Raw genomic sequence first — 10,641 nt, forward strand, 5'->3', positions numbered from 1 at the left:
CGCGCCGGCCCCGCCGCCTGGGGGGGGGCGGTCGGCGCCGAGACGCCGGTGCCGCCTTCGGTGGTGCGAGAGGCCCTCTCGGCGGCGCGCCGCGGCCACGACACGGTGATCGTCGATCTGCCTCGGTCGGCCGAAGGGCTCCTCGGCGACGTCGTCGCCCGTTGCGACGTCCTGCTCGTGCTCACCCGTCCCGACGTCGCCGGCCTGACCTCGGCGTCACGACTGCTCGCGCGGTGGCCGTCCCATCTCGCGGCGGGGGTGGTGCTGCGCGGTACTCGAGTCGATCCACACGGCGTCGACTCCTTCGTCGGTGCACCGGTCGTCGCGCATCTGCCCGAGCAACGCGGCACGTCCGAGTCGGTCGACCTCGGCCTCGGGCCGCTGCGCTCCTTCCGAACGCCCTACGCCCGCGCGTGCGGCGATCTGCTCGACGCCGTGCGACACGGGTGGTCGTGATGGCGGTCGCCGCCACCCGCGCGTCGTCGGACGACGCGACCTCGACGCTCGTCGACGCCGTCCGGCAGAAGCTGGCCGACGTCCCTGGAGAACTGACCCCGCACCGGGTGGCCGAGGCGCTACGGGCCGCAGGGCGCCCCGTCGGGGACGCGACGGTGCTCGCCGTCTACGAACATCTGCATCGCGACGTCGTCGGCGCCGGTCCGCTCGAGCCGCTGTTGCGGCTGCCCGGCGTCACCGACGTCCTCGTCAACGGGGCCGGCACGGTGTTCCTCGATCGCGGAGCCGGCCTCGAGCGCTCCGACGTCGTGCTGGCCGATGAGGGCGCGGTCCGTCGACTCGCCCAACGCCTGGCGGCACATGCCGGGCGCCGCCTGGATGACGCGATGCCCTACGCCGACCTGCGACTCGCCGACGGCACCCGCTTCCACGCCGTGTTGGCGCCGGTCGCCTCGCCCGGCACCGTGATCTCGCTGCGGGTGCCACGGGCGGGTGGGTTCCGCCTCGATGAGCTCGTCGAGGCGGAAGCCGTGTCGCCCGACGGTGCTCGGCTGTTGCGCCGCGTGCTCGCTGCGCGGCTGGCGTTCCTGGTCACCGGGGGCACCGGCTCGGGCAAGACCACCGTGCTCTCGGCACTGCTCGCCGAGGTCGATCCGCGCGAGCGCCTGGTGATCGTGGAGGACGCCGCGGAGCTGAGGCCGCCGCACCCTCACGTCGTCTCCCTGGAGGGTCGCCCGGCCAACGTGGAGGGCGTCGGTGCGATCGAGGTCCGCACGCTGGTGCGGCAAGCGCTGCGGATGCGACCCGACCGACTCGTGGTGGGTGAGGTGCGTGGCGCCGAGATCGTGGATCTCCTGGCTGCGCTCAACACCGGGCACGACGGGGGTTGCGGCACGCTGCACGCCAACTCGGCAGCGGATGTGCCGGCACGGGTCGAGGCGCTGGCGCTGGCCGGAGGGCTGCACCGGGAAGCTGCGCACAGCCAGTTGGCTGCGGCCCTCGACGTCGTGGTGCACCTCGGTCGAGACCGTGTGGGACGTCGCACGGTGCGGGAGATCGGCGTCCCCCGTCAGGGCGAGCGGGGCCTGGTGGCGATCGACCTCGCGGTGGCCTTCGACGGACGCGAGGTCGTGGAGGGCCCCGCGTGTGCGCGACTGGTCGAGCTGCTGTCACGCGCCCCGGCCGACGGGTCGACGTCCTCCAGACCTGGTCGCTCGCGCGGGTCGGCGTCGTGACCGCCGCGGTGGCGACGGCCGTAGACGGCGTCACCCCGGGGCTGCTGGTCGCGAGCGCGGCGGTCGCCGGAGCCGTGGTGCTGCTCCTGCCGGCTGCTGCGCGTGGAGTCGAGACCGACGCGGTCAGTCCTGCCGCGCCGGGTGGGGCGCCGTCCCCCCGCAGCGTGACGTCGTCGGTCTCGCCCCGCGCCGTGCTCGCGGCCACAGTGGCCGTCGTTCTCGTGGTGATCGCGCTGGCAGGGCCGGCACGGGGTGTCGCCGTCGGCTGCGGTGCCGGGGCGGTGTGGGTCGGTCTGCACCTCTGGCGCCGTCGGCTGGCCGACCGCGCCGCGCAGGCCACCAGCGCACGTGTCGTGGAGATGTGCGAGGCGCTCGCGGCCGACCTCGCGTCGGGCCGGCCGCCCGGCGACGCACTCGACGACGCTGCCGAGGCGTGGGCCCAGCTTGCGCCCGTGGCCGAGGCCCAGCGTGTCGGCGCAGACGTGGGCAGTGCCTGGCGGCGCGCGGAGGCGACACCGGGGGCCGACGGCCTGGCCGTCGTCGCCGCCGCGTGGCAGGTCTCCCACCGCACGGGCGGCGGGCTCGACGTCGCCCTCACCGCAGTGGCCCGCGAGCTGCGCGCCGCGGAGTCGACCCAGCGGGTCGTGGTCGGTGAGTTGGCCTCCGCGCGCGCCACCGCGCGGCTGATGGCGATGCTGCCGCTGGGAGCCCTGATGCTGGGCACGGCCTCCGGCGCCGACCCGTGGGGGTTCCTGCTGGGCCATCCGGTCGGCGTCGGGTGTCTGGCGCTGGGCCTCACCTTCGCGGGCCTCGGCGTGTGGTGGATCGAGGCGCTCGCGCGCGGCGCTACGTCGCGATGAGTGCGCGGAACCCGTCTGGGGCGGCGCGCCCCTCCCCGACGAGGAGGGAGCGGCGAGAGTGGACACGGTGATCTGGTGCGGCGCGGCCGCGGCCGTCGGCGCCGCGTTGCTCGTCCCCGCGGTGGCGCCGCGTCCGTCCCTCCCGGCGCCGACGGCGGGCGTCGACGTCGAGGGCGACTGGCTCACGAGGTATCGATGGTGGTGGGCGACCTCGGCGTCGATGGCGGTGTGGACGGTCGCTGGTGGTGGCGGTGTCGGGCTCGTTGCCGCGCTGGCCGGAGCCGTCGGCGTTCTGGTGCTCATCGATCGTTGCGAGCCGCGAGCCGAGGTGGAGGCGCGTGAGCGGGCCGCTCGGCAGCTTCCGGTCGTCGTCCGGCTTCTCGCGATCGCCCTGCGAGCCGGCTGCCCGGTCGGTGAATCGGTCTCCGTCGTTGTGCGGGCCTATCCCGGTCCGGCCGCCGACCTGTTGGCTCCGGTAGGCGCCCGGCTCGACCTCGGTACGCCGCCGGAGACGGTGTGGTCGGGTCTGGCTCGCACCCGGTCCGGGCGCGCGGTGGCGCCGCTGGCCCGCGCGATGGCCCGCTCGGCACGGACGGGGGCCTCGGTGGCCGACACCGTCGAACGGCTGGCCGACGACCTGGCCGAGCGCGGTCGCGCCGAGGCGGAGGACCGGGCGCGTTCGGTCGGAGCGAAGGCGGCTGTGCCGTTGGGCCTGTGTCTGCTCCCCGCGTTCGTGCTCATCGGCATCGTGCCGGTCGTCGCCGCCCTGCTGGCGGAGGTGTCGGTGTGGTGATCCGCGCCGACCGCGTCGGCCCGCCGTCCTCCACAGTGCGCCATGCGGACCTCGCTCCACAGCGACTCGACGCGCTCCCGACGTCGCGAGCCGAGTCGGAGCAGCGTGGCAGGTGCCGCACCCTGCGGCAGCTACCGACCAGAGGAGACAGATCGATGAGCGACGCGATGCAGACGACCCGGAGTGTGGACCGACCGGCCGGCCCGAGCGAGCGAACGGGCCGGTCGCGCCCGGTGCCCCGAACGCGCGATGAACGCGGCATCACCACGGCCGAGTACGCCGTCGGCACCGCGGCTGGTGCGGGCCTGGCCGGCCTGCTCTACACGCTGCTGACCGGCGGACTCGGCAAGTCGCTGATCACCCAGCTGTACGACCACGTGCTCGGACTGATCGGCCTGGGCTGACGCACGGCCCACGGCGCGGCATCGAGACGATCGAGGAGATGCGATGAGACGTCGGCACCCGGGGACCAGCACGTGGGCTCGCCGTCGCCGTGGCGAGCGTGGCGCGGTCACCGCCGAACTCGCGATGGCCCTGCCACTGCTGATGGCCGTCACGATCGGTCTCGTCTGGCTCCTTACGCTGGGTGTCGCGCAGGCCCGCGTCGTCGACGCCGCACGCGAGACGGCGCGGGCTCTGGCACGTGGCGACGATCAGGGCGCCGCGGTGGCCGCCGGTCGACGGGTCGCGCCCTCCGGCTCGCAGGTGACGGTCAGCTTCGAGGGCGAGCATGTGGTGGTCACCGTCGCGGCCACGGTGGCCGGCCCCGGCGGTCTCTTCGACGTACTGCCCGATGCTCGGGTGGACGCCGAGGCGGTCGCGGCTCTGGAGCAGAAGAGCGGCGGTCGGTGATCAGCGCGTCGCGCTGCGCCCGCCGTGCTGAACGGGGATCCGCGAGCGTGCTGATGCTGGCGTTCCTCAGCACGCTCGTCTTCGTGGGGGCGGCACTCGCCCTGATCAGCGGGGTGATCACCGCACACCGCGCCAACCAGGCGGCGGCTGATCTCGCCGCGTTGGCCGCGGCGTCAGCGCTCGCGCACGGCGCGGACGGATGCGACGCCGCGGTGGTCGTCGCCGCCGCGAACGGCTCCCACCTGACGTCGTGCGCGGTGTCGGGGCGGGAGGTACGTCTCGTCGTCGGACGTGAGGGGCCGGCCTGGTGGTGGGTCACCGGTGGGGTCGAGGCCGAGGCCCGCGCCGGACCGGGGTGAACCCGGGGTGCGGTGACCGGTCGACAGACGCGGACCGGTCACCGCGCGACCCTCAGGAGAACTTCGGCTCGTCCTCGTCGAGATCGCGGCGGCGTCCGCGCTCGGCGCGGTCCAGCTTCTCCGAGAGCTCGTCGAGCTGGCGCTGGTCGCGCCGCTGGCGCCACTCGCGCTTGGCGCCGTACTTGACGACCCACAATCCCCACAGCACCAGAGCCGCACCCACGATGCCCAGGAGGAACAGCGTGGGCGGGCTGACGTCGATGCCGAGGACCTGGACGGCGCTTCCAGGCGCATCCTCGGCGGTGAGGAGTCCGGCGGCGATGAGGCCGGCACCACCGGCGACGAGGAGGAATCCCAGGAGCAGCATGCTCGGAGGCTACTCCGCGGCGACCTCCGGTGGAGCGCCTCGCAGCAGTGCGTCGAGCAGCGTCACGGCACCGGCCTTGTCCAGGGGGTTGTTCTGGTTGCCGCACTTGGGCGACTGCACGCAGGACGGGCAGCCTTCGGCGCACTCGCACGTCGCGATCACCTCGCGGGTGGCTCGCAGCCACCGGGCCGCCTCGCCGAACCCACGCTCGGCGAACCCGGCCCCGCCGGGCTGCCCGTCGTGGACGAAGACGGTGAGCTCACCGGTGTCGGGGTGCAGGGCCGTCGACACGCCGCCGATGTCCCACCGGTCGCACGTGGCGAACAGCGGCAGCAGACCGATCGAGCAGTGCTCGGCTGCGTGGGCGGACCCCGGCAGCGCGTCGGCGTCCAGCGTCGTCTCTGCGAGCACCTCGGCCGGCACCGTCCACCACACCGCCGACGTCACCAGAGTGCTGGCAGGAAGGTCGAGTGGCACCTCGCCCATCACCTCGCCTGACGGCGTGCGCCGTTTCAGGAACGAGACGACCTGCTGCTCGACCTCGACCTCGCCGAACGCCACGCGGCACGCGCCCCACGTCGTCGAGACACGCTCCTCGCGAATCGTGATGTCGGTGCGCTCGCGGGTCGAGGTCGTGTAGCCGGGGTCGCGGCGGGTGATGACCGCGACGTGGTCGTCCAGATCGAGCTCGTCGACGATCCAGGTCTCGCCGCGGTGCACGTAGACGGCGCCGGTGTGTGCGGTGCCGTGTGCGCGTCCGGCGTCGACGTGACCGACGACCCGTCCGGTCTCGGACTCGACGAGGTCGAACCTGCGCCCGCCCGCCGAGCGGATGTCGACCAGGTCGGCCGCGCGGTCAGGCGAGGTCCAGAACCACCCGTGCGGCCGACGCCGCAGCCGCCCGTCCGCGACCAACGCCCGCACCACCTGCTCGACGGCGACCGGATCCCCGAACGTCGACAGGTCGCCGCGACGTAGGGGAATCTCCTGGGCGGCCGCGCACAGGTGGGGCGCGAGCACATGCGGGTTGGCCGGGTCGAACACCGAGGCCTCCACGGGCCGACCGACCAGAGCGTCGGGGTGGTGCACGAGGTAGGTGTCCAGTGGGTCATCGCGCGCGATGAAGACGCCGACGGCGTCGTCGGCGCCACGTCCGGCCCGACCGAGCTGCTGCCAGAACGCCGCCCTGGTGCCGGGGAAGCCTGCGATCAACACGGCGTCCAATCCGGGGACGTCGATGCCCAGTTCCAGGGCGTTGGTCGCGGCCAGACCGAGCAGACGACCGCTGCGTAGGTCCGCCTCGATGGCTCGGCGTTCCTCGGGCAGGTACCCCCCGCGGTAGGCGGCGACCTGACCCGCGAGCTCGGGGTCGACCTCCGCGACCAGGTTCGCCGTCGTCATCGCGACCTGCTCCACGCCGCTGCGCGAGCGCACGAAGGCCAGCGTCGGCACTCCCTCGACGACGAGATCGGCCAGCAGGTCGGCGGTCTCGGAGGCTGTCGAACGTCGGACAGGGGCGCCGAACTCGTCGAGACGATCGGTCAGTGGCGGCTCCCACAGGCCAAGGGTGAGAGCCCCGCGGGGCGATCCGTCGTCGGTGACGGCGGCCACCGGGGCGCCGACCAGACGCGTGGCCGTGAGGCCCGGATCGGCCGAGGTGGCCGAGGTCAGCACGAACGTCGGCTCGGTGCCGTAGCTCGCGCACACCCGCCGCAGCCTGCGCAGGACGTGGGCGACGTGAGCACCGAAGACGCCCCGGTAGGCATGGCACTCGTCCACGACGACGAACCGGAGCGTGCGCCACAGCGCCGTCCAGCGCTCGTGTCCCGGGAGCATCGAGCGGTGCAGCATGTCGGGATTGGTCAGCACGAGCTCGGCGTGGGAGCGCACCCAGTCGCGCTCCTCCCGCGTGCTGTCGCCGTCGCAGGGGGCGGCGCGGACGCCCAGCCCGAGGGCGTCGATGCCGCGCCACTGGTCGTGAGCCAGCGCCTTGGTCGGCGCGAGGTAGAGCGTCGAGGCGCCGCGCTGACCGCGTGAGCCGCGGCTCCTCAGGCTCGCCGTCAGGGCGGGCACCTGGTAGGCGAGTGACTTGCCGGACGCCGTGCCGGTCGCGAGCACGACGTGCTCGCCGGACCACGCGCGGTCGGCCGCCCGGGCCTGGTGGGTCCAGGGCGCGTCGACGCCACGCGCCCGAAGGGCGGCGACGACGTCGGGGTCGGCCCACTCCGGCCACGTCGAGTGCCGGGCCTCGCGGCGCGGAAGCACCTCCAGATGGGTGAGGCGCTCGCGTCGCCCGGGCGCCGCCAGGATGTGCGCGAAGGCCTCGTCAGGGGCGCGGCGCAGCGACGACGTCGAGCCGCGCGACGGCGGGATCCCTTGCTGCACCGGGCCATTCTCGTCGGTGGCGCCGACACCGGCGTCGTTCGCGGGTGCGGATGGGCTCTCGCTCCGATGTGTCGCGGACGGGCGTGGGCGCGGTGTGTCGCGGGTCGGCGCGGCGTGGTTTGATTGCCTCCGGCCGATTTGTGGGGCCAGGAGGTCGGGCACGGTGCCCGCGCCCTTGGCAGTTCCCGGGAGAACACGTGGACCTGACGCTGGAGACGCGCGAGCTGAATGGCCGCACGATCGTCGCCGTAGCGGGCGAGATCGACGTCTACACCGCGCCGAAGCTCCGTGACCGGATCACCGAACTCGTCGCCGCCGGCAGCTACCACATCGTCGTCGACATGGAGGCGGTCGAGTTCCTCGACTCCACCGGTCTCGGCGTGCTCGTCGGCGGGCTGAAGAAGGTGCGGGCACACGACGGCTCGCTCGAGCTCGTGTGCCACCAAGACCGGCTCCTCAAGATCTTCCGGATCACCGGCCTGGCCAAGGTCTTCACGATCCACGCCTCCACCGACGCCGTCTTCGCCTGACCTGCGCGCCCGATTCCTCCGGTGGTGGGTTCTCCCCGCCCAGTGCAGGTTTCACCGGTCGACCGGTGAAACCTGCGAGCAGCAGATGCAGGTTTCACCGGCCAGCAGGCGAAACCGGCACTAGACGCGCGAAGGTCTGCCCGTCCAGTGCCAGTTCCGCCCGTTCCGGCCTGTCCGCGTGGCGGCCCAGACGTCGTGCCTCATGTGCCCGGGTGGGGTCCGCCGCTGCGCTCGGCATCACGTCGGAGGCCGCTCTCACCGTCGGCGACGCGGTGTGAGCCAGGTCACAGGGAGTCGCCTGCGGGCGGTCATCCGTGCGTAGACTCCCGAGCGTTCTTGTGGCCTGGGTCACATCGGACGTCGCGCCGCGACGTCCGGCCTGGGCGGAACCCCTCGATGCAGGAGGTAACAGATGGCCCGGACAAGCCCACTCATCAGCCCACTCGCCAGCAACACAGCCGGAGTCGACGTCGCCGACGGCAACCTCGTGCTGGTGATCGTCGTGGCGCTCATCGCGCTGGGCGCCCTCGCCATGGCGGTGATGTTCCGCCGCGAGGTGCTGGCCGCGGGTGAGGGAACCGAGAACATGAAGACCATCGCGCAGGCCGTGCAGGAGGGCGCAGACGCCTACCTGCAGCGGCAGTTCCGCACCCTGGCGATCTTCGCCGGCATCGCGTTCTTCGCGCTGCTCGCCCTCCCGGCCGACGACGCCGCCGTCCGGTTCGGCCGCTCACTCTTCTTCCTGCTCGGCGCCGGCTTCTCCGCAGCCGTCGGCTACTTCGGGATGGCGCTCGCCGTCCGGGCCAACCTCCGCGTCGCTGCCGCGGCGAACACCCAGGGTCGCGACCCCGCGATGAACATCGGCTTCCGTACCGGCGCCACGGTCGGGATGCTCACCGTCGGGCTGGGCCTGCTCGGCGCCAGCGTCGTGGTGTTGATCTTCAAGGACGAGGCCCCCGACGTTCTCGAGGGCTTCGGCTTCGGCGCCGCGCTGCTGGCGATGTTCATGCGCGTGGGCGGTGGCATCTTCACCAAGGCCGCCGACGTCGGCGCCGACCTGGTCGGCAAGGTGGAGAACAACATCCCCGAGGACGACCCGCGCAACGCGGCCACCATCGCCGACAACGTGGGCGACAACGTCGGCGACTGCGCGGGCATGGCTGCAGACCTCTTCGAGTCCTACGCGGTGACGCTGGTCGCTGCCCTCATCCTCGGCTCCCAGGCGTTCGGTGACGCCGGCCTGGTCTTCCCGCTGTTGGTGCCCGCCATCGGAGCGCTGACGGCGGTCGCCGGCGTCTACCTGACCAAGCCGCGTCCGGGGGAGAGCGGCCTGACCACGATCAACCGGGCCTTCTACCTCTCCGCCGCGGTCGGTGCCGTCGCCTCGGTCGTGCTCGCCTTCGTCTACCTGCCCAGCGACTGGGCCGATCTGACCGGAGCCACCGGTCAGACCGCCGACATCGGACCCGCAGCCTTCGCCGCGGGCGCCGTCGTCATCGGCATCGTCCTGGCCGCGGCGATCCTCGCGCTGACCGGCTACTTCACCGGCACCGAGTACCGCCCGGTCAAGGACGTCGGCGCGACGTCGCTGACCGGCCCCGCCACGGTGATCCTCTCGGGTCTGGCCGTGGGTCTGGAGTCGGCCGTCTACACGGCTCTGGTCATCGGCGCGGCCGTGTTCGGCGCGGCGTTGCTGGCCGGCGGCTCCACCGGACTCGCCCTCTTCGCCGTCGCGTTGGCCGGCTGCGGCCTGCTCACCACGGTCGGCGTGATCGTGGCGATGGACACCTTCGGGCCGGTCTCCGACAACGCCCAGGGCATCGCCGAGATGTCCGGTGACGTCTCGGAGGAGGGCGCCCAGATCCTCACCGAGCTGGACGCGGTCGGCAACACCACCAAGGCGATCACCAAGGGCATCGCCATCGCCACCGCCGTGCTCGCGGCGAGCGCCCTGTTCGCCTCCTACATCCAGACGGCCCTGGAGTCCTACGGCGAGAACGTGCCCGGGGTCGACGGGGCGGTCGAGTTCCTCACCTCGTTCAACGTCTACGACGCGAAGGTGCTCGTCGGTGCGTTGCTCGGCTCCGCGGTCGTGTTCCTCTTCTCCGGCCTCGCCATCAACGCCGTGGGTCGCGCCGCGGGCGCCGTCGTCTTCGAGGTGCGTCGTCAGTTCCGCGAGATCCCCGGGATCATGGAGGGCACGGGACGCCCGGAGTACGGCCGCGTGGTCGACATCGTCACCCGCGACTCGTTGCGGGAGCTCGCGACGCCGGGCATCCTCGCGGTGCTGGCGCCGATCGCGGTCGGCTTCGGCCTCGGCATCGCGCCGTTGGCCGGCTTCCTCGCGGGCGCCATCGCCACGGGCACGTTGATGGCGGTGTTCCTCGCGAACGCCGGCGGTGCCTGGGACAACGCCAAGAAGCTCGTCGAGGACGGACACCACGGTGGCAAGGGCTCGGCCGCCCACGAGGCGACCATCATCGGCGACACCGTCGGCGACCCATTCAAGGACACCGCCGGCCCGGCGATCAACCCGCTGATCAAGGTGATGAACCTGGTCTCGCTGCTCATCGTGGCCGCCGTCGTCGATCTCTCCTACGGCAGTGGCGAGAACGACGTCGTGCGCATCCTCATCGCGGTGCTCGCCGCGCTGGGCATCGCGGTGTCGGTCTACCTCTCCAAGCAGCGCACCTCCAGCCTGACCGAGACTCCGGAGGTCACGCCGACGAGCTGATCCGACCCACCACGACACGACGGGGCCGCCCCGCCCCCCGCCGGGCCGGCGGGGGGGGGGGGGGGGGGCC

At 73.0% G+C, this 10,641-nt stretch carries 10 protein-coding genes and 1 pseudogene; 9 read left to right on the plus strand and 2 right to left on the minus strand.

Features of this window, described 5'->3' with window-relative positions; translation table 11 throughout:
- The 7 genes and pseudogenes from KSO97_RS15140 to KSO97_RS15170 all read left to right on the plus strand — a co-directional run.
- Window positions 1-456 (plus strand): annotated as a pseudogene (locus KSO97_RS15140) (septum site determining protein); the annotation flags it as partial.
- Window positions 456-1,691, plus strand: a complete 1,236-nt coding sequence (locus KSO97_RS15145; RefSeq protein ID WP_232680330.1) for a TadA family conjugal transfer-associated ATPase — start codon at window positions 456-458, stop codon at window positions 1,689-1,691. The pseudogene KSO97_RS15140 and the gene KSO97_RS15145, both read left to right, overlap by 1 nt.
- Complete coding sequence (locus KSO97_RS15150) at window positions 1,688-2,551, plus strand: type II secretion system F family protein (RefSeq protein WP_232680332.1); 864 nt, start codon at window positions 1,688-1,690, stop codon at window positions 2,549-2,551. The genes KSO97_RS15145 and KSO97_RS15150 overlap by 4 nt, the downstream gene beginning before the upstream one ends.
- Window positions 2,552-2,609: 58 nt before the next feature.
- Window positions 2,610-3,344, plus strand: a complete 735-nt coding sequence (locus tag KSO97_RS15155; RefSeq protein ID WP_232680334.1) for a type II secretion system F family protein — start codon at window positions 2,610-2,612, stop codon at window positions 3,342-3,344.
- Between the two features lie 155 nt (window positions 3,345-3,499).
- Complete coding sequence (locus KSO97_RS15160) at window positions 3,500-3,748, plus strand: DUF4244 domain-containing protein (RefSeq protein ID WP_232680336.1); 249 nt, start codon at window positions 3,500-3,502, stop codon at window positions 3,746-3,748.
- A 43-nt stretch (window positions 3,749-3,791) separates the two neighbouring features.
- Window positions 3,792-4,196: a TadE family protein gene (locus KSO97_RS15165; protein WP_232680338.1), complete on the plus strand. Its 405-nt coding sequence runs from the start codon at window positions 3,792-3,794 to the stop codon at window positions 4,194-4,196.
- A complete protein-coding gene (locus KSO97_RS15170; RefSeq protein ID WP_308188320.1) occupies window positions 4,193-4,555 on the plus strand; it encodes an Rv3654c family TadE-like protein in 363 nt (120 codons plus the stop codon). Before KSO97_RS15165 ends, KSO97_RS15170 begins: the two co-directional genes overlap by 4 nt.
- Window positions 4,556-4,607: 52 nt before the next feature.
- Here KSO97_RS15170 and KSO97_RS15175 read toward each other — a convergent pair whose 3' ends face one another.
- Window positions 4,608-4,922 (minus strand): hypothetical protein, encoded by a 315-nt coding sequence (locus tag KSO97_RS15175; protein ID WP_232680340.1) that lies wholly within the window; start codon window positions 4,920-4,922, stop codon window positions 4,608-4,610.
- A 9-nt stretch (window positions 4,923-4,931) separates the two neighbouring features.
- Window positions 4,932-7,307 (minus strand): DEAD/DEAH box helicase, encoded by a 2,376-nt coding sequence (locus tag KSO97_RS15180; RefSeq protein WP_308188321.1) that lies wholly within the window; start codon window positions 7,305-7,307, stop codon window positions 4,932-4,934.
- Between the two features lie 197 nt (window positions 7,308-7,504).
- Here KSO97_RS15180 and KSO97_RS15185 point away from each other — a divergent pair, with 197 nt between their 5' ends.
- Both KSO97_RS15185 and KSO97_RS15190 read left to right on the plus strand, forming a co-directional pair.
- On the plus strand, window positions 7,505-7,837 hold the full coding sequence (locus KSO97_RS15185) for an anti-sigma factor antagonist (RefSeq protein ID WP_232680341.1): 333 nt from the start codon (window positions 7,505-7,507) through the stop codon (window positions 7,835-7,837).
- A gap of 412 nt (window positions 7,838-8,249) precedes the next feature.
- Window positions 8,250-10,571 (plus strand): sodium-translocating pyrophosphatase, encoded by a 2,322-nt coding sequence (locus KSO97_RS15190; protein ID WP_232680343.1) that lies wholly within the window; start codon window positions 8,250-8,252, stop codon window positions 10,569-10,571.
- Window positions 10,572-10,641 lie beyond the last annotated feature (70 nt).

The sequence above is a fragment of the Nocardioides sp. R-C-SC26 genome, assembly GCF_021246465.1.
Classification (GTDB): Bacteria; Actinomycetota; Actinomycetes; order Propionibacteriales; family Nocardioidaceae; genus Nocardioides.

Excerpts from the sequence above, each read along its gene's own strand:
- KSO97_RS15145 (WP_232680330.1), top strand. The coding sequence starts at position 456 with ATGGCGGTCGCCGCCACCCGCGCGTCGTCGGACGACGCGACCTCGACG.
- KSO97_RS15160 (WP_232680336.1), top strand. The coding sequence starts at position 3,500 with ATGAGCGACGCGATGCAGACGACCCGGAGTGTGGACCGACCGGCCGGC.
- KSO97_RS15165 (WP_232680338.1), top strand. The coding sequence starts at position 3,792 with ATGAGACGTCGGCACCCGGGGACCAGCACGTGGGCTCGCCGTCGCCGT.
- KSO97_RS15175 (WP_232680340.1), bottom strand. The coding sequence starts at position 4,922 with ATGCTGCTCCTGGGATTCCTCCTCGTCGCCGGTGGTGCCGGCCTCATC.
- KSO97_RS15190 (WP_232680343.1), top strand. The coding sequence starts at position 8,250 with ATGGCCCGGACAAGCCCACTCATCAGCCCACTCGCCAGCAACACAGCC.